Source organism: Pseudoalteromonas sp. SS15, assembly GCF_049257195.1.
Taxonomy (GTDB): domain Bacteria; phylum Pseudomonadota; class Gammaproteobacteria; order Enterobacterales; family Alteromonadaceae; genus Pseudoalteromonas.
Window position 1 is genome coordinate 306,893 of sequence record NZ_JBMMUD010000003.1, and the last position, 18,234, is coordinate 325,126.

Sequence of the window (18,234 nt, forward strand, 5' to 3'; positions counted from 1 at the left end):
TTGTAAAGTGATGTAACAATCAAAATTTAATCATTTACGCCGCTAATATCACCTCGTCTTACTGGGTAGCCCAAGTGCATCCAGCCGAAAATACCTTCCCACAATACGGCTGTGCGAGTGTAACCCCTAGCACGGAGGCGATTGATAGTGTGATCTGCAGCGGCGCGAGGGCAAGAGCAATAGGCGACTATTTGCACGTCTTTGGGAATTCCAGCAACGGTTTCATCTAAATCAGCGTAATAAGGAAAGGGAATTGCGCCTTCTATATGTGCTGTTTGCCATACTGAGGTGACGCGCGTGTCTAGCAATACCATGCGTTTTTTTGCATTCAGTGCTTCATTAAGATCTTTTGAAAGTACATACATGCCATCTTTTAAATCAAAGTTAGGGTCTTCTCCCGCTTTGTTGACAATATAATCTTTAGGCTCTGGCAGTGCTCTTAGGACTGGTTTTTCTTCGACCAGTCCCATTGATTTGCTGCGTAAAAATGCGGTGATATTGTTAATGTCAGCTGGAGATAGTTTATTTTTGAAGGCTTGCATTGGCGTGTCTTGTCGACCCTCTTGAATGGCGTAGCGAATAAATTCATCGGTATTATGGGCAAGGGCTGATTGATTCATCAGTGCAGGTGCTGTAATGCCTTCACCTTGTTTACCATGACAACTTGCACACTGCTTTTGATAAACAACTTCTCCGCGTTTTATATCGCCCTGTACAGGATTGGTTGAAAATTTAAGTCTGTTGTATCCTGCTTGCTCAAAAAGCCAATAAGTTAAATTCCAAGTTTCAGCAAGTGTCATAGGGCCACCAACTTCATCTAGATAGCCGCCCATTGCTGTTCCTTCTCGGCCATATTGCATTGGTCTCAAGATTTGGTGTGCCACGCCAGATTCCATCAGGCTTTTGCTGCGAAGTGATGGCGCATGATCGTTTTTATGACCTTCGCGGTTTTCACCATGACACAGTGCGCAGTATTTTTGATAGTTATTAGCTGCAACTCGAGCTTGCTCGGTCGTGAGTTTACGTGGCGGTGAGCGTCGTTCTCTTTCTTGTGAGTAAGCAATACTCGTCTGAAAAAGCAAAACGATAAAGCTGCTTGTTAGCAGTCCGAAAGATAGTTTAGACATAACCAACCTTGGATGAAATGACGGTTAATTGAGCATAAAGGGGTCAGTTACTGATTACTAGCCAAATACAAATCTGGTAACAATTTAGTGTGATGAGAGAGGAAATTTTAGATATTCAAATGTGTTAATAATTTTTAGCTACTTGAAGATTTCCAACTATACTCTTTATATTCATGAACGTAGGGTACAGATATGAAATCAATTAGCACGTTAGCAGTTCTTTCTTTTTGTGGTTTTTTACTAACAGCATGCTCTAAGGCTGAATCTGTACCAGAGAGTGAATGCGATAAAGTTGTCGCCCATGCTAAATCAGTCTTAAAAGAAAATGCACCAAGTAAATCTGATATGTTGAAGCAATGTAAAGCTACATCGGATGAAGCGAGAGGGTGTGTTATGGCAGCAGATAAACCGATGAAGTTACTTAAATGTGACTTTTGATTTGAAGCATATTCACGCTTGAAAATAACTGCCCAGGACCACCTAGCAAGTTGTCTCGCTACGTGGTTTTTTCTTTATGGGGTGTTGGAAGTTTTTGACTTAATAAACTCATTACCAAGGTAAATAAGCCCTAGTGATAAGCCTCAGAGCGTTCTATCACTTCAATTTCATAGCCATCAGGATCGGCAATAAAAAAGAACTTAGCGACGAGTTCATCATCATTATAAAAAGACTTAATGGGGCGAGGTTGATAACCCAGCTGTACAGCTTTTTCATGCAGCGCTTCTATATTTTGCGCGCTAAATGCCAGATGACCATAGCCATCACCTAGAATGTATGGCTTGGTTTTATCATGATTAACGGTAAGCTCTAGCTCAAAATCACTTTCATTATTGCCTAAATAATGCAGATCAAAGCCGTCAAAGTTTAAGGTACGCTTTATCTCTAAGTTGAGTATATCTTGGTAAAATTGCGTCGACTTTTTTACATCCAAAACTCGGATCATACTGTGGATCATTTTTGCCACGTTTAAAATACCTATCTATTGTGTGAACTCTACTCTACTCTGCTGTGCCGCAAGGTTTATTCAAAACAACGAAATGCTCAGTGCGTATTCAAAAAGTTGTTACTAAAGTTTAGGCCAAGCAGTGATTAGAGCGTTTAGCGAATGATGAAGACCAGACGGCTGCCGAATTTATTTCAATCTATTACTAAGCGATGATTAAACCCTCTGGTAGTGAGAAAAACCTTACTTTAATCTGGAGAGTTACTTGTTTAATTGATGCGTTGAATAATAAATAAAGCTGGGTGGCATTGGGTAGTAACCAAATACTACATGCAAATTAAATTTATTTGTTTGGTCTAATTAACCTATTGTTCAGGTTAAAGTCCCTATTTTTATAGTGGAAACAAAAAGCACTTACTTACTTGTTCAGGTATGACCAGAAACTTGAATAAAAGTCATACAAAATAATTGCGTAAAATCAAATTTCTAATGCTAAAGTTTTGCTGTTTTTAATCAGTACTAAGGCATAAAGATGAGTAAGCGTATAGCAATTGCTATCCTTACGAGCTGTTTCTTAGTTGCATGCGGCGGTGGCAATGAAGCAAACACGAGTAAGGATACACCCGTATCAGATAATCCCACAACAACACCGGTTAATGGTGGCACGGATGGGTCAGATAATAATGGAAATAATGGCGGCAATGATAATAGTGGCAGTGATAATGGCGATAATTCAGCGTCAGAGAATAAAACCCCTGTCATAAAGCTAACCTCTCCGACAGAAGTTAACCATGGTCAGCAAGTCGAGATAAAAGCCAATGCCAGTGATGCAGACGGTGATACGCTTAGCTATAAATGGCAACAATTAGCTGGGCAGACTGTGACATTATCAGCCCAAGCTGAGATCTCTTTCGAAATTCCTCAACCTATAAACGGCTTTGACGAAACGTATCGTTTTTTATTAACGGTGACCGATGAGCATGGTGCACAGGCAAGCCAAGAATTTGAATTTACTGCTAAAACAGTTATGGATAGAGAGCAAGCTGCTCGTTTGCTTCATCAGGCTGGAGTCGGGCCAAGATATGAAGAAATTTTAGCGGCGGAGGGCATGAGTGCTCAGCAGTGGATCGAAGCACAAATGCAGTTGCCAATAACTTACCATGTTGATTATTTGGAAAACTATCCAAACCGCGATTATCCAATTCAAATTAATCGCATTGATGCTTGGTGGAAAGGCACAATCAATGCGCCTGATCAGCTTCGGCAGCGTGTGGCGTATGCCATGAGTCAAATCTTTGTAGTGTCTGACTTTAACAACGCGTTAGCCAATCAACCTAAGGGCATGGTGAGTTACTACGATATGCTGCAAACTCATGCATTTGGTAACTTTAGAGACTTACTCGAAACCATTACCTTATCGCCCATGATGGGCATTTATCTAGATCACCTCAATAATGAGAAAGCCGATGAAGAGCGCAACATTCGACCCGATGAAAATTATGCCCGTGAGCTACTGCAGTTATTTAGTTTGGGTTTGAATGAGCTAGAACTCAATGGCACGGCCAAAAAAGATGAAAATGGGTTGCCTATTCCAGCTTATACCCAAGAGCATATAGAAGGGTTCGCGAAAGTATTTACGGGTTGGACATTTGGTGCCAGTGAGTTTTGGAACCGCCCAAGTAACAACCACTCAATACCCATGAGCCCATTCGAAGAATATCATTCGACTGCAGCAAAGCATTTGCTCAATGGCGTGGTGATCCCTGAGAATACAGGGCCAGAGGCATCGTTAAAAATAGCCCTTGATACCATTTTTGAGCACCCAAATGTTGCACCTTATATTAGTAAGCAGCTGATTTTAAAATTAATCACATCAAATCCAAGTCCTGGTTATGTTGAGCGTGTCGCCAAAGTGTTTAACGACAATGGTGAAGGCGTAAAGGGTGACTTAGCAGCGGTCGTAAAAGCCATCTATTTAGATGCAGAAGCAAGACTGTTTGGCGCGCCACTTGATTACTTTGGCAAAGTAAAAGAGCCTCTATTAAAACAAGTACATTTATGGCGCGTATTCGATGCGAAAGCACTTAACAATTTTTATTTTACGGGCAATTTACCCTTGATGTTTGGTCAAGGGCCTCTGCAATCAACATCGGTATTCAACTTTTATCAACCGGATCACCAACCGCAAGAGCTGTCGGGTTCAGAGTTGCTCGCACCTGAGTTACAAATCGCCAATGACGCATATGTGATCAATACCTTGAATAGCCATTTTGATGAATTTAGCGGCCGTGTCGCAGAGCGTTATGACAGCTTGTATGAAAACCGCATCTACTTATACATGTCAGAAGACATGGCGTTATTGGCAAACTATGGTTTGAATGCGGTGATAGATAAATACGATACCTTGTTTTTTGCAGGCGCAATGTCTGAAGAAATGCGCCAAGCCATTTACGATATGGATGCCTATTTTTCCTCCAGTGAAAGTCATCTGAGGCTTTCTTACATTATATTTTTAATTACCGTCTCAGCTGAATACAGCTTGCAGCAATAGGAGCAATATCATGGATAGAAGAAAGTTTTTAGGCATGTGTTTAAAAGGCGGTGTATCAATGGCCGCCTTAACACAGCTACAACTGCAAGCATTTCAAGGTTCAACAGCAATTGATGACGGTGATTACAAAGCGCTGGTATGTGTATTTTTATCGGGGGGAAATGACTCGCTAAATATGTTGGTGCCACTGGAAGGTGAAGCGCGTAGTTTATATGAAGCGAGTCGACAGGGCTTAGCAGTGGCAAACCCTTTGGCATTGTCACCTTATACATCTCAAGAAGGCGGAGTGGGTTTGCATAATTCTCTGGCTCCATTACAAAATTTATTTGCTGAAAAGCAATTAGCTTTTGTAACTGGTGTAGGGAGCCTTATCGCGCCTACAACGCAGCAGGATGTGATCAATAAATCAGTGCCGTTACCTTTACATTTATTCTCACACAACAAACAGCAAGCGACTTGGATGTATGGCAAAGAGCAGAGCTCCATTAACACCGGATGGGGCGCGCGATTATTAGAGCGCCTAGAACAAGCTGATAGATTTGGGGGCAATATTTCGCTTTCGGGTATGAACCATTGGCAAACCAGCGTAAATAGCATGCCATTTAGTTTGAGCACCAATGGTATAAGCCAGATCAATGCCTTAAGTGGTCGTCAGGAGCGCAACGAGCATGTGAGCGATTTATTTAACCGAGTTTTGACAGGGCAGAAGAATCCGCTTGGTCAAGCTTATGGTGCTCGCGTGAAAGCCTCGATAGACAAAACGTCGGCGATGAATCTGGCGTTAAAAGAGTCCGACCCGATTGATGGGGTATTTTCTGGCAGTGTATTGTCGAGACGCTTGCGTACAATTGCGCGCACTATTTCGATCCAATCTCAACTAGGTTGTAAGCGCCAAGTATTTTATGTCTCTATGGGGGGCTTTGACACCCATGGCGATCAAAACCGCAGTCATGCGTCGTTGCTTGGTCAATTAGCCCAGTCTTTGTCTGAGTTTAATCAAGCCATGACTTATCTGGGTCAGCAAAATAATGTTACTACGTTTACCATGAGTGAATTCGGTCGAACCTTAACGTCGAATGGAAATGGTACAGATCACGGTTGGGCTGGTAACCATATTGTTATGGGGGGCGCTGTTAATGGCGGCGATTTGTACGGCAAGTTACTGACTCAGCACCTTAATGGACCGAGAGATACGCGCGGTGGTCGACTTATTCCCGAAGTTGCCAATGAGCAGTATTTTGCAACCTTAGCAAGGTGGTTTGGCGTGCCTGACTCTGAGCTGGTCGATATCTTCCCGAACTTGGTTAATTTCAATCAACATACACTCGGGTTTATCTAATTTCTTTTATCGTTAAATTTAAAAGCCACAGTCGAGATGAGTGTGGCTTTTTGTTTTTGGGTATTCATGGTTTACTAAGCGAAAATTATAATGTGGTTTTCTGATGTCTTATTTAGCCTTTGTAACCTGTTTATGGGCGTTTTCTTTTAGTTTAATTGGCGTGTATTTGGCAGGGCAAGTTGATGCTTGGTTTAGCGCTTTTAGCCGAGTGGCACTCGCAACTTGCGTGTTTATTCCTTTTTTAATCCGCTCACGTATTCCTAAAGATCTCATCCTTAAATTAATGGCCATCGGTGGTGTGCAACTCGGTTTAATGTACGGGTTTTACTATCACTCGTTTTTGTTTTTGAGTGTACCCGAGGTATTGCTGTTTACTGTGATGACGCCGGTTTATATCACCTTACTCAATGATGTGTTAGATAGGCAGTTTAACGGCAAATATTTACTGGTTGCGGTGATAGCCGTAATAGGTGCGGTCGCCATTCGTTACGAAAATCTGGACGGTGAGTTCTTATTTGGTTTGTTGTTGGTGCAAGGGGCTAACCTTTGTTTCGCTACAGGGCAAGTGACCTATAAGCGTTTAATGCAAGGCAGTGAACTTGATCATAAAACCGTGTTTGGTTGGTTTTTTGTCGGTGCATTAGTCGTATCTTTGCTGTTCTTTTTAATGTTTGGCAATACAGACAAGCTACCAACGACTAGCACCCAATGGGGCATATTAATTTACCTTGGTTTGGTGGCCTCGGGCTTTGGTTATTTTGCGTGGAATAAAGGCGCAACCTTGGTGGATGTAGGTGCACTTGCGGTGATGAATAATGTGCTTATTCCCGCGGGTATACTGGTTAATTTGGTTATTTGGAACCGGGATGCAGATTTAATCAGGCTTGCCATCGGTGGCGGTATTATTTTGCTGGCTCTGTGGGTTAACCAAAAGTTTGCTTCAGGTCGCTAAGCGACCTGAGCTTTATTAAAGCTAAATTGCTGTCGGTACTGGTTGGGCGTAGAGCCTGTAAATAGCTTGAAAGCGCGAGTAAATGGCCCGACCGACGCAAAGCCGCTTTCAAGACCGATTACTAACACAGGCCAATGTGATTTATCCGACTCCGAGAGTAGCTGTTTAGCGTGCTCGACCCTGAGTTGGTTTATGTAATGGTTAAAGTTTCGAGCACCAAAACCCTCTTTTAATACGCGGCTGATCTTATACTCAGGTAAGTCGAGTTGCTTGGCTAAATCACCTACTTTTAAATTTGCTTGCAGATATTGCTTTTGCTCTATTAATAATTGATAGAGGGTATTGCTTAATTCAATATCAAGCGGCTCTTCGCTGTGTATTTTTTCAGAGCTAACTTGTGTTTTTGCTTCAAAAGCGTCGTGTTCAAAACAACCCACTTTAACCTGATGAGTTGAAGCAATCTGCTCATTACTTTGCTCAGATTTAAAGCGCCAGAACATTAGTGTTTGTGTTACTAGCAGCATGAAAATAGTGATACTGGCCGTGATGGCTTCTTTAATATGTGGCGTGTCTACAAAGTAGCCTTTGGCAACCTTACTTATGAGGACTGCAGAAATGATGGCACACAGATAAAACACACGCTGTTTTTGTTGGGTCTTAGAGGCTTGTTTAAAACCCCTAAATGCTTCCCATATAGATAAAACGATGATCGCAGAAGACAGTAACATGGTGATTTCTGTGAGCGTATATTTAGCAAAACTCAAGCTGTTTGATTCTATGTGCCACAGCTCAGTGACAAACAAATAGCCTTTGCTCATCATGATTAACACAGCAATGCCAATGGCAAGTGCAATATGCTGCAAAGAGATGGCATTGTTACCTCTAAAATAACTACGCACAAACAACCAATAGCAGTTACAAGTAGCGCAAGCACCTAGTCCAACTAAATATTGGTAAGCCCCTAAGAGGTCAGCGGAAAGTGTTTGCATCACGCCCATGGCAACCGAGCCACAAAATACCGCAAATAAAATATGCGTCGTATGCTTGTTTTTTACCCATAACTGGGCGAGTAAACAGGTTAATGCCACGATAAGTTGGATGAAATAAATGTTTGATAATGTCATCAGGGGCGCTCCAAAGTAACACCGCAGAGTTTATCTAATCGTTAGTTCTGTCTCAATTGTGCGTTTGTAAGAAAGCGTGTCGTATTTTGCTTGTTAATCTGACAAGTAATAAAGTTAGCATTATTTTCATGTTGTTATATTGGTTTTAGGTTCTCTTTATCAAAATTAAAAATGCGCAAATCACTAAAACCATAGACCGATTTTAAAATTCGGTGCGATCCTCTTTCGCATCAATGCCAAGCTGCTTACATCAACATTAGAGTAAGGAGCGTGTTATGGAACAGCTAACCGTTAATCAAAAAAATATCTGGGGTATGTCTGCCGATTCAGCACTTAAAAAAGCCGTCACCAGTTGGGTCAGTATTGTATTAGTCGGTCAATGGGCGTTTGCCGTTTATATTCTCAGTTTATACGCCATCCCTTTATTAATAGGGGCCGTGCATCAAGCAGATGAAATTTCTCCAGCAAGAGGGTTCGATACCAGTGCGGGTTTTGATTCCATCATGTTTTTTAGCCATATTCTGCCTGCGGCGATTATGGCAACCAGTGGTCTTGCACAAATAATTCCGAAAATACGCAAAACTTATCCTAAGTTTCACCGTTGGAATGGTCGCCTATTTTTTACTTTAGGACTGTCTGGCGCGGTTACGGGATTGTATTTAACCTGGGGCGCAGGTATCCGCTTTAGTGACATAGGTGCGTTAGGTGTCACATTAAACGGCGTGCTTATTTTGGTGGCGATATTTTTTGCTTGGAAAACCGCGGTTAAAAAGCAATTTGCTCAGCATCAACGCTGGGCGGTGCATGCTTTTATTTTAGTGAATGGGGTTTGGACTTTCCGGTTATTTTTGATGGGCTGGTATTTAGTTAACCAAGGCCCAAATGGCAATAATGGTAATCTAGATGGTCCTATGGATCTAACCTTATCTTTTGCCTGTTACTTGTTGCCTATGCTGATTGCTGAACTTATCTTTTGGGCAAAGCGTTGTAAAACTGAAAACATAAAGTGGCTTGCTGCTATGACTACCTCTATCGCGGCCGTGATCACGCTAATTGGTGTTATTGCTGCAGCCATGATGATGTGGGGGCCAAGAGTCTCTATGGTGATAGAGTCTATTTTTTAAACTTCAGAGTCTGTTATTAGGCTTAAGTTTAAAAATAAAATATTAATTATAAAGGATGGTTTTTGGTGGTTGGTTACATTCTTTAGGATGTTTTTTTGATTTGTATTAAGAAAGCATTCAGACAAACTATGTCATCGTCATGCTCACTATTTAGCAAATCAGACAAAAAGCTAAAGCTGATTGCCTAGAAGCTAGTGCTTATGTCTGATTTTATCTGTCTTTTAGTTTCTAGAGGCAGAATTAATCTATAGTCATTAAGACACATTCCTAGCAATGGAATAAAGGTGAGTAATTATGAATAAGTTTGTAGCCGGTACCGCTTTATCACTCTTAACCCTCTCAATCATGGGGTGTGGAGGTAGTAGTAGCGATGACTCAGAGCAAAACCCACCAACACAACAGCAGCCTCAAGCAACCGTTGGCAGCGCTAAAATTAATATTTCAGGTCTACCAAATGACTCAAGCGCGAACATTACGGTATCTGGGCCGAATGGTTACAGCAAAACACTCACAGGCGCAGAAGAGCTAAAAGATCTTGTTGTTGGTGACTACACAGTTGCGGTCACAGCCGTCACAGTTAATGGCGTAACCTATTCTGCCAGTAATTCAGAGCAAACTATCACTATTTCTGAAAACCAAGTTACTTCCTTTGATGTTGCATACCAAGCCCCAATTGTAAGTAGCGGTGTGATCACAGGCTTTGGTAGCGTTTATATTAACGGGGTGCGATTCAATACCGACAATGCAGCTTTCTCAACCGATGACAAAGACAACGACTCTGAAGATGCGCTAGAAGTGGGCATGGTTGTAACCTTAGAAGGTGCAATGGGTGCCAATGGCGAAACCCCGACTGCGAGCAAAATTAAATATAACGCCTCAGCGGAAGGCCCGGTTTCAGTGATCAATTTGGCTGAGCAATCATTCACTGTTTTAGGGCAAGTTTATTATGTGGACGAATTCACTGAATTTGATGATGAGCTTACTTTTGAAGCTTTACTCGTCGGTGATTATGTCGAAGTTAGTGCTAAGCAAAATGCTGATGAGCAGTGGCTTGCAACCCGTGTTGAAAAGTCATCGGACTCCGAAGATATTAAATTAAAAGGCACAGTGGCTGAGCTTAATACAGAAAGTAAACAATTCAACATTGGTACTTTAATTATTGATTACAGCTCTGCAGAAGTAGATGGCGAGCTTGCGAATGAGGTCATGGTAAAAATCAAAGCCTCAAGTGAGCCTGTCGATAATGTTTTAACCGCCGATGAAGTTCAAGTTAAAACAATGCCATTTGCCGCAGGACAAAAAGTGTTTGTGGAAGGTGAAATTGATGATTTCGAGTCAGCTTCGTTGTTTGAAGTGAACGACCAAATGGTGATCACTAATGAGCAAACTGTATTTGCAGTGGGCAAGCTAGAAGATCTGCAAGAGGGTATTCAAGTGGTTGTCAGTGGTGCTTTAAACGAAGAAAACCAGCTGGTGGCACATTTAATTCGCTTTAAGCAGGCAACTAAACTCAAGTTAGAAGGTTTAGTGTCTGAGGTAGATGAAGACGACAGCGAATTAGAATTAATGGGCACAACGGTGACCATTAATGAGTTTACGCAATTTATTGATGTTTCAAAAGCCAAAGTACGCCGCTTCAGATTGGATGATATTAACGAAGGCGACAAACTAGTGGTAAAAGCGGCAAAAGTTGCAGACGATGTTGTTGCCAGACAAGTGAAGCGCTTCAAGGTTGCCGCTGATGTGAATGCCGATGAGTTTGTGAATAAGCTTGAAGGTGAGGCGAGTGCGATTTCTGAGATGGGCTTTACCGTTGAAGGTATTCGCATTGAAACCTCTGAGCTGACTAAGTTTGAAGCAGATAATGGCGATGCACTTTTACAAGCTGAGTTCTTCGAGTTATTAGTCGAAGGGGATGAAGTGGAAGTAAAAGCTGTGCAGCAAGAAGATGGCACCTTCTTAGCGGTTAAAGTTGAGATTGATAACGATGACGCCGATGAAGAACGCTATATCGACCTTGAAGGTGTGATTGACTCGTTTACGTCTTTAACTGAGTTTAGCGTAAACGGCCATGCGGTTACGACGCAGCTTAATACCCGTTATGCTGGTTTCAATCCTGAGCAGTTAGCGGTTGGTGTGGCTGTTGAAGTTAAAGGTGAGTTAAACGCAGAAGGCGTGATTGTGGCACGTAAAATTGAGCTGGACTCAGAAGATGACAGTGATGAACGCGAAGCAGAAATCGAAGGTAAGATCAGTGAATTTACTTCTGCGCAGTCATTCAAAATTGGCGAGCAAGTAATTGTAACTAATGACCAAACTGAGTTTAAACATGGTACAGCGTCAGACCTAGCCCTTGATGTTGAGGTTGAAGTTGAAGGTGAAATCAACAACGACGGCGCGCTTGTTGCTAAAAAGGTCGAATTCGCTGAGCAAGATGAATTCGAAGTTGAAGGTAAAGTCACTGAGTTTACATCAAAAACTGACTTTGCTATTGGTGAGCAAAAAATCACCACCACAACTAACACTGAGTTTAAAAATGGCTCGGCGGCGATGTTGCAGCTTGGTGTAGAGCTGGAAGTTGAAGGCACACTTAATGAAGACCAAGTGCTGGTTGCCAAAAAAGTCGAGTTTGAAGAAGTCGACGAAGTTGAAGTAGAAGGCGAAGTTACTCAGTTTACTTCTTTAACTAACTTTGTTGTCGATGGTAAAACCATAACGACTAACGCAAACACGCGATTTGTTAAAGGTAAAGCGAGTGATCTTAAGCAAGGTGCAAAAGTCGAAGTGAAGGGCTTTTATAATGAAAGCTCAGTGCTAGTGGCAACAAAAGTGAAGTTTGAAGATTAATTTAAATACGTCAGAATGTTAAGCAACCAAGCCGTACTTTTAAGTGCGGCTTTTTTAATTTTTATGAAATTAAATTTTGTTCGCTTCTTAGTTGATAGATTTAAATTATCAATGATTGTTGTTTGATAGATTTTTTTGTTTAAATTCAGCCTCTGATAAAAGGAAACAGCTGCAAGGCATCTTCAATGATCTGCTTTTTATGGTTTTTCTCTAAGAAAATGGCATAAACATCACGGTAATAAGTGGGCGCTTCAGGCACTACATAGAGTTTTTGTTTTCTGAGCTCTGTAAAGCACATTTGATTAGGCAAATAGGCTGCACCACCGGCTTCAAGTATAAAATTCATAGCAATACGCGGTTGGTTCATATGATGGCGGGTATTCAGTGCATCACCAAAGTCTTTTAGTACCTGGTTATTAATGGATTCGCCGTAGTCTACCATGACCCAATTTTCTAACTCTTCAATGCTGTTTACAGCCTGAGTGGATACTAGTTTAAGGGGAATGGTAGCCACTTTTTTGGCTTCGATGTCATCAATAAAAGGCGGTTCAAATAAGAAAGCAATATCAACCATGCGATTTTGCACTTGTTTGCGTAACTCAAGCGGTGAATAGGTTTGCGTGAATAGGTTAACGTCGTCTAGATTACGATGAATTTTCTGTAGCCAGTCGTGTAAGACCATATCCCAAATCGACATCATGGCACCAACAAATAATTGAGTTGAACTGGCATCGCCAACCCCGACATCTTGTTTGACCTTTTGCCACATAGTGAGAATTTCGTTGGCGTGTTTAACCAGTTTATGGCCTTCGGCAGTGAGCTTTAAGCGTTTGTTTGCTCTATCAAAAAGCAGTACACCAAGATCTTCTTCTAACAGTTTAATGCGTGCACTGACTGCAGCTTGAGTCACAAATAAATTTTCAGCAGCCACTCTAAAGTGCAATGTTCGGCTCACTTCTAAAAATGTCATTAACAGTTCAGTGCGCATGGCTTCTCTCGGATTTATTGATAAAAAATTTTATTCAACAAGGTTATTTTATTTAGTTTTTCTTTTCAAATTGTTTGCCCTACATTTGCTCCCGTATTCACACACAGACATTTAACTTTTTTGGAAAAGAACATGAAAATTGCCATTCTTTCTTGTGGACCTGAACTTTACTCTACTAAGCGTTTATTAGAGTCGGGACTTGCACGTGGGCATGAGGTCGATGTTATCGACACATTACATTGCTACATGGATATCACCAGTAGCCGCCCAACTGTGCGTTACCACGGTGAAGAATTACCTAAATACGATGCGATTATTCCGCGTATTGGTTCATCAATTACGTTTTACGGCACAGCAGTTGCGCGCCAGTTTGAAATGATGGGCACATTTAACGTGAACGAGTCGGTGGCAATTAGCCGCTCGAGAGACAAGTTACGTTCACTACAATTATTATCGCGTCGTGGTATTGGCTTACCGCGTACCGGCTTTGCAAGTAAGCCTGACAATATTAAAGACTTAATTAAAAACGTCGGTGGCGCGCCTCTGGTCATTAAATTACTTGAAGGCACGCAAGGCATTGGCGTTGTGTTAGCGGATACGTCAAAGGCAGCAGAAAGCATCATCGAAGCGTTTATGGGGCTTAAAGCCAATATTTTAGTTCAAGAGTATATTAAAGAAGCGGGCGGTGCAGATATTCGTTGCTTAGTGGTTGGTGGCAAAGTCGTTGCGGCAATGAAGCGTCAGGCAGCAGAAGGTGAGTTTCGTTCAAACTTACATCGCGGCGGCTGTGCAGAAATTGTAAAGCTTAGCAAAGAAGAGCGTGAAACCGCAGTACGTGCCGCGAAAGTGATGGGCTTGAACTTCTGTGGCGTTGATTTACTTCGCTCGCACAATGGTCCTATGGTGATGGAGGTAAATTCATCGCCTGGTCTTGAAGGCATCGAAAAAGCAACGGGTTTAGATGTAGCAGCTAAACTCTATGAGTTCATAGAGAAAAAAAATGACGTGTCACCGCCAAGAAAACTAGCGGTGGGGTGAGGAGTCTAAATTAATGGCATTACCTGAAGACATTGTAATTGGTGAGCACCGTATCAAAGCGGGGCAGAGTGCAAAAGTCATGTTGCCAGTGGCCAAGCTGTATACCGATGCGGAAGTTTCTCTTCCTGTTTTTATCAGTCGCTCGAAAAAAGCGGGGCCAACGGTATTAATTTGCGCAGCGGTGCATGGCGATGAACTGAACGGTATTGAAATTATTCATCGCTTAATTCGCGATAAGAAGCTTAAGCCATCTTGCGGTACTGTGATTGCAGTACCCATGGTAAACGTGTACGGCGTAATAAACCAAAGCCGCTATTTACCAGATAGACGCGATTTAAATCGCAGCTTTCCCGGGTCGGCAAAAGGCTCATTGGCATCACGCTTGGCGAATATTTTCTTAAATCAATGTGTGTTGCATTGTGACTATGGCATCGACTTGCACACTGGTGCAATTCATCGTTCTAATTTGCCACAGATCAGAGCCAATTTAGACGAGGCAGATTTAAGTGGGTTAGCCAATGCGTTTGGTGCACCTGTGGTGATAAATACCACCAATCCTAAAGGCTCCTTGCGAGAAGCGGCGGCAAAGTCAGGCACAAAAATCATGGTGTATGAGGCGGGGGAGGCGCTGCGCACTGATGAGTTTTCTGTGCACATTGGCTATCGCGGGGTATTAAATGTGCTGCGGGCTTTAAACATGTTGCCAAAATCGCGTAAGAAGAAAAGTAGCACCTTACCGTTTATTGCACATAGTTCTGATTGGATCAGGGCGACTGCCAGTGGCTTTGTATCACACAAGCTTGAGTTGGGTGAACAAGTTGAGAAAGGCACAGTTCTGGCCGATGTGGTTGACCCGTTTGGTGAAGTCTTGGCGCAAGTAAAAGCACCTCGTAAGGGGATCATCATCGGTAAGCAAAATATTCCTTTGGTGCAAGAAGGTGAGGCTATGTACCACATAGGCTATTTTACGGCTGATGAAGCTGAAATTTCTCAACATATCGACAATGAAGAAAATGCGATTGTCGACGGTGAAAGTGAGGCGCATTAGTGCGCCTTTGGAGTTAAGTATGTTAACAGTTGAACAAAATGCGAAGCTGCAAAGCTTAGATCAGGCGTTGCATGCCATGGTACAAGGAATAGATATACTTGATTCCGTTGCACCGATTAACTATCAAGAAGAAAGAGCAAGATTTTTTGCAGGTAATGCGACCGAGAACCCGAACTTCTTATATAAAGAAAATCAGTTCAATGTGTTTGCTAAAAAACGAGAGCTTTATCAGTTACCGGTGGAAACCTTAGGGGATGATGATTTAACTCGCCTCTACAGCGAAGTGATAGAGTCTTATGCCGATAAGCTTGATCAGTTTCGTTCGGTAGGCAGTGAGCAATTTATGTATGATTCGCTGCGTTATTACGGCGAGCCATCAGATAAAGACATTCGCAACGCCCAGTTTGTATTGCATGTGCCAGACTCTCTATCTAAATCATCAGGGAACTTGCTCAATGCTGATGCGATAGTTGCGCAAATGCATGAGTTTGCACAAACCCATGGATATCGCTATGAGTTAGTGGTTGATGGCTCGATGATCGCCAATGCTTTGGTATCAGGCACTAAGGTAAAGATTAATGCAGCAGCCAGTTTAGGCGAAAAAGAAGTTGCAGCCCTTGCACATCATGAATTAGGTGTGCACTTAGTGACGACTCTGAATGCTCAGACTCAGCCTTTAAAGGTACTCTCTTTGGGGAGCCCGGTGAATACCACAAGCCAAGAAGGTATCGCTATTTTATGTGAATTTTTATCGGGTAACTTAACCGTATCGCGCCTAAAAATCTTGGCGTTGAGAGTGTTGGCGGTGAAATCTATGCTAGATGAGCGCGATTTTAAACTTACTTATCAGATGTTACTTGAGCAATATAATGTCAGTGAACAGTTGGCGTTTACGATTACAGCACGTGTTTATCGAGGCGGTGGTTTTACCAAAGATTATTTATATCTAAAAGGCTTCCATCAAATTCTACATGCTTACGAAACCCGTGATGACTTTATAAATTTACTCAGTGGTAAAGTGTCGCTAGAGCAACTGGATGTGGTGACGAGTTTAATCAATAAGTCGATTTTAAAAGCGCCGAGTTACATTAGCCCTGCGATTGAAAAACCGCAAAAGCTAGGCGAAATCGAACGTTTCTTATCGTTATCGATTAAATAATTCGAGATGCAAACAGTGAGTTGAAAAAGGCGATGATTTGAATAAGTCATCGCCTTTTACTATTTCGTTGTTTTGTTTTAACGTCGTTGAACGTTTTGTAATGAGCGTTACAGACTACTTTTAAAAAGTAAAGGTCATAGTGGACGAGCAAACACTCGTGCCAGCTTCACAGACTTGATAGCTATAGCTGCCACCGCCTTTACCGCCTATATTGTCGGTATAAACCCCATCGTTTTCGGTTTGCGCTATTAAGCTACCATCGCGATATATATCTACATTATCGGCACTGCTGCCAGCCCAAGTCAGGTCTACAACTTTACTGCCTTTTACTTTATAGCCATTTAAACTCAGAGTGAAATCATCTCCACCGCCAGTGTTGCCACCCGAACAGGGGTTATCGATTAAATAGGTGTCCATGGCTTTAGCTTGCACTATACCATAACCAAAGTAGACGTCTTTCCCCGCAGCTCCCGCATCTAACGCTGTGGCTTTAAGCGCGCTTCGAATGTCTTCGCCAGAGCAATCTGGGTGATTTGACCAAACTAAGGCGGCGACGCCAGCAACGGCAGGCGTTGCCATTGAGGTGCCACTCATAAACCCATAGTCACTGGCGCCTATATTTAAACTAATCGAAGTAGCTGCCAAAATTTGGTTGCGATCTTCAAGGGCAGTACCAACGGCAGGAATGCTGGTGAGATTCGGGTCGCCCAACGTACCGTAGAGCATACCCGGCTCATTATTAATAATGACAGCACCAACACCACCTGAGTTTTCACAGTTCAAGACCTTATCGTGAAAGCTAATATTACCGCGGTCGATAACACAGATTTTGCCTTGAGCACCGGTATCTATGCTTTCTGCAGTGCCCATAAAATAGCCTGAAGCTTGCACATTGCCATTGTTTTCCATAGCTGCGGAGCTAATTGTGACGCCATCAAGCATAAGAGTGGCATTGGTTGCCATACCTGCTGGGTAAGTTGATAGGGTGTCGACCCCACCTGCGGTGACTTCAACGCAAATGGTTTCATCCGTTTTTTGCTTCTTCCCGCGGCCAGTTAAACAGCTGGGAAATTGCGAAAAATCGGCGATTTGATTGTTGGCGTCATTGGCACCTATCATCATCACTGAACTGTAACCCGCTGGGTAACTGCGCACACTGTTGCCATCATTGCCTGCGGCGGCGACAATCAGCCCGCCGTTATCGACAAACCCTTGAAAAGCGTTGGATTCAGTACTGTTTGCGCCACCTCCACCTAAACTCATATTGATGATGTTGGCGCCAGCTTGGGCACATAAATTAGTGGCATGGGCTAAATCAGATGAATAGCCCCAGCCGCTGGCATTGAACACTTTTATAATGTGTAAAGGCACGCCTGGTGCCATGCCTACAACGCCAACTTGGTTATTTTTCGCGGCAATGGTGCCCGCAACATGGGTGCCATGTGGCCCGCCATTTTCATACCAATTCCCGGTGCCCGAGTCGTTATCACCTGTGATTGTGCCCCAATTAAAATCGCTATTACTGATATCAAGACCTGAATCAATCACGCATACTTTGATATCGCTGTTGATGTTAAAAGTGAGCTGATCGGCTTGAGATTGATAAACAGCATAGGGGGTGAGCTGCATCGACATGGGATCGCCCGCATCATCATTAAACAATGCAAAGGGGGTTCTAGGATGGTCTTGCTCGATAAGTTTAATGGCTGGGTGATTAAGTAACCCTCTGACTTGGTGTATGTCTTTACCGTTAAAAGATGCGGCGATAAAACCATTTGAGGAGAGCTTGAGCTCGCCGCCCATTTGCTTTGTTAAAGCTGTAACAAGTCCTTTGTTGCCATTATCAACTTGAATAATGTAACGGTGTTGATCTGGGCTGGCATGTGAATGAGTAGCAAGCGCAAGGAATAGAGCGCTTGCTAAAATACTGGGTTTCATAATGACAAACCTAAAATTTAGACTGTTGCATTTTTTAGCATAGTAAAGGTTTTAGG

General features: G+C 42.5%; 14 protein-coding genes. 9 read left to right on the forward strand and 5 right to left on the reverse strand.

Annotated features, from left to right (window positions below; all coding sequences use genetic code 11):
* Positions 1 to 26: 26 nt before the first annotated feature.
* Positions 27 to 1,127, reverse strand: a complete 1,101-nt coding sequence (locus AAEU28_RS08415) for a c-type cytochrome (RefSeq protein WP_421963710.1) — start codon at positions 1,125 to 1,127, stop codon at positions 27 to 29.
* 192 nt (positions 1,128 to 1,319) lie between these two features.
* Between AAEU28_RS08415 and AAEU28_RS08420 the strand changes: the two genes are divergently transcribed.
* The gene (locus tag AAEU28_RS08420; RefSeq protein WP_421963711.1) at positions 1,320 to 1,565 is read left to right on the forward strand and encodes a hypothetical protein; all 246 of its coding nucleotides are present in this window, start codon (positions 1,320 to 1,322) and stop codon (positions 1,563 to 1,565) included.
* A gap of 130 nt (positions 1,566 to 1,695) precedes the next feature.
* On the opposite strand, the gene AAEU28_RS08425 is transcribed toward AAEU28_RS08420, so the two are convergent.
* Positions 1,696 to 2,082 (reverse strand): VOC family protein, encoded by a 387-nt coding sequence (locus AAEU28_RS08425; protein WP_421963863.1) that lies wholly within the window; start codon positions 2,080 to 2,082, stop codon positions 1,696 to 1,698.
* Between the two features lie 520 nt (positions 2,083 to 2,602).
* Here AAEU28_RS08425 and AAEU28_RS08430 point away from each other — a divergent pair.
* From AAEU28_RS08430 to AAEU28_RS08440, 3 genes are all read left to right on the forward strand, one after another.
* Positions 2,603 to 4,621 (forward strand): DUF1800 family protein, encoded by a 2,019-nt coding sequence (locus tag AAEU28_RS08430; RefSeq protein WP_421963712.1) that lies wholly within the window; start codon positions 2,603 to 2,605, stop codon positions 4,619 to 4,621.
* Between the two features lie 10 nt (positions 4,622 to 4,631).
* Positions 4,632 to 5,960: a DUF1501 domain-containing protein gene (locus AAEU28_RS08435; RefSeq protein WP_421963713.1), complete on the forward strand. Its 1,329-nt coding sequence runs from the start codon at positions 4,632 to 4,634 to the stop codon at positions 5,958 to 5,960.
* Between the two features lie 103 nt (positions 5,961 to 6,063).
* Positions 6,064 to 6,912 (forward strand): carboxylate/amino acid/amine transporter, encoded by an 849-nt coding sequence (locus AAEU28_RS08440; RefSeq protein WP_421963714.1) that lies wholly within the window; start codon positions 6,064 to 6,066, stop codon positions 6,910 to 6,912.
* Here the strand turns inward: AAEU28_RS08440 and AAEU28_RS08445 are convergent.
* Positions 6,909 to 8,036, reverse strand: a complete 1,128-nt coding sequence (locus tag AAEU28_RS08445; protein WP_421963715.1) for a helix-turn-helix domain-containing protein — start codon at positions 8,034 to 8,036, stop codon at positions 6,909 to 6,911. The genes AAEU28_RS08440 and AAEU28_RS08445 overlap by 4 nt on opposite strands.
* A gap of 275 nt (positions 8,037 to 8,311) precedes the next feature.
* Here AAEU28_RS08445 and AAEU28_RS08450 point away from each other — a divergent pair, with 275 nt between their 5' ends.
* Together AAEU28_RS08450 and AAEU28_RS08455 are read left to right on the forward strand one after the other, a co-directional pair.
* Positions 8,312 to 9,160, forward strand: a complete 849-nt coding sequence (locus tag AAEU28_RS08450; protein ID WP_421963716.1) for a DUF2306 domain-containing protein — start codon at positions 8,312 to 8,314, stop codon at positions 9,158 to 9,160.
* Positions 9,161 to 9,454: 294 nt separating this feature from the next.
* Positions 9,455 to 12,007, forward strand: coding sequence for a DUF5666 domain-containing protein (locus AAEU28_RS08455; RefSeq protein WP_421963717.1), 2,553 nt, complete (start codon positions 9,455 to 9,457; stop codon positions 12,005 to 12,007).
* Between the two features lie 145 nt (positions 12,008 to 12,152).
* Here AAEU28_RS08455 and AAEU28_RS08460 read toward each other — a convergent pair whose 3' ends face one another.
* A complete protein-coding gene (locus AAEU28_RS08460; protein ID WP_421963718.1) occupies positions 12,153 to 12,995 on the reverse strand; it encodes a LysR family transcriptional regulator in 843 nt (280 codons plus the stop codon).
* Between the two features lie 132 nt (positions 12,996 to 13,127).
* Here AAEU28_RS08460 and rimK point away from each other — a divergent pair, with 132 nt between their 5' ends.
* From rimK to AAEU28_RS08475, 3 genes are read left to right on the forward strand one after another with little or no spacing between them, the layout of a single operon-like run.
* Positions 13,128 to 14,033: a 30S ribosomal protein S6--L-glutamate ligase gene (gene rimK, locus AAEU28_RS08465; protein ID WP_058028976.1), complete on the forward strand. Its 906-nt coding sequence runs from the start codon at positions 13,128 to 13,130 to the stop codon at positions 14,031 to 14,033.
* 13 nt (positions 14,034 to 14,046) lie between these two features.
* On the forward strand, positions 14,047 to 15,081 hold the full coding sequence (locus AAEU28_RS08470; protein ID WP_404391214.1) for a succinylglutamate desuccinylase/aspartoacylase family protein: 1,035 nt from the start codon (positions 14,047 to 14,049) through the stop codon (positions 15,079 to 15,081).
* A 19-nt stretch (positions 15,082 to 15,100) separates the two neighbouring features.
* On the forward strand, positions 15,101 to 16,240 hold the full coding sequence (locus tag AAEU28_RS08475; protein WP_421963719.1) for a flavohemoglobin expression-modulating QEGLA motif protein: 1,140 nt from the start codon (positions 15,101 to 15,103) through the stop codon (positions 16,238 to 16,240).
* A 120-nt stretch (positions 16,241 to 16,360) separates the two neighbouring features.
* Here the strand turns inward: AAEU28_RS08475 and AAEU28_RS08480 are convergent, their stop codons facing one another.
* Positions 16,361 to 18,178, reverse strand: coding sequence for a S8 family serine peptidase (locus AAEU28_RS08480; RefSeq protein ID WP_421963720.1), 1,818 nt, complete (start codon positions 18,176 to 18,178; stop codon positions 16,361 to 16,363).
* Positions 18,179 to 18,234: the final 56 nt, after the last annotated feature.

What these genes read in the sequence shown, in the direction of transcription:
- rimK (WP_058028976.1), top strand. Translation starts at nt 13,128, where the DNA reads ATGAAAATTGCCATTCTTTCTTGTGGACCTGAACTTTACTCTACTAAG.
- AAEU28_RS08425 (WP_421963863.1), bottom strand. Translation starts at nt 2,082, where the DNA reads ATGATCCACAGTATGATCCGAGTTTTGGATGTAAAAAAGTCGACGCAA.
- AAEU28_RS08435 (WP_421963713.1), top strand. Translation starts at nt 4,632, where the DNA reads ATGGATAGAAGAAAGTTTTTAGGCATGTGTTTAAAAGGCGGTGTATCA.
- AAEU28_RS08415 (WP_421963710.1), bottom strand. Translation starts at nt 1,127, where the DNA reads ATGTCTAAACTATCTTTCGGACTGCTAACAAGCAGCTTTATCGTTTTG.
- AAEU28_RS08420 (WP_421963711.1), top strand. Translation starts at nt 1,320, where the DNA reads ATGAAATCAATTAGCACGTTAGCAGTTCTTTCTTTTTGTGGTTTTTTA.
- AAEU28_RS08430 (WP_421963712.1), top strand. Translation starts at nt 2,603, where the DNA reads ATGAGTAAGCGTATAGCAATTGCTATCCTTACGAGCTGTTTCTTAGTT.
- AAEU28_RS08475 (WP_421963719.1), top strand. Translation starts at nt 15,101, where the DNA reads ATGTTAACAGTTGAACAAAATGCGAAGCTGCAAAGCTTAGATCAGGCG.
- AAEU28_RS08455 (WP_421963717.1), top strand. Translation starts at nt 9,455, where the DNA reads ATGAATAAGTTTGTAGCCGGTACCGCTTTATCACTCTTAACCCTCTCA.
- AAEU28_RS08470 (WP_404391214.1), top strand. Translation starts at nt 14,047, where the DNA reads ATGGCATTACCTGAAGACATTGTAATTGGTGAGCACCGTATCAAAGCG.
- AAEU28_RS08450 (WP_421963716.1), top strand. Translation starts at nt 8,312, where the DNA reads ATGGAACAGCTAACCGTTAATCAAAAAAATATCTGGGGTATGTCTGCC.
- AAEU28_RS08440 (WP_421963714.1), top strand. Translation starts at nt 6,064, where the DNA reads ATGTCTTATTTAGCCTTTGTAACCTGTTTATGGGCGTTTTCTTTTAGT.
- AAEU28_RS08445 (WP_421963715.1), bottom strand. Translation starts at nt 8,036, where the DNA reads ATGACATTATCAAACATTTATTTCATCCAACTTATCGTGGCATTAACC.
- AAEU28_RS08460 (WP_421963718.1), bottom strand. Translation starts at nt 12,995, where the DNA reads ATGCGCACTGAACTGTTAATGACATTTTTAGAAGTGAGCCGAACATTG.
- AAEU28_RS08480 (WP_421963720.1), bottom strand. Translation starts at nt 18,178, where the DNA reads ATGAAACCCAGTATTTTAGCAAGCGCTCTATTCCTTGCGCTTGCTACT.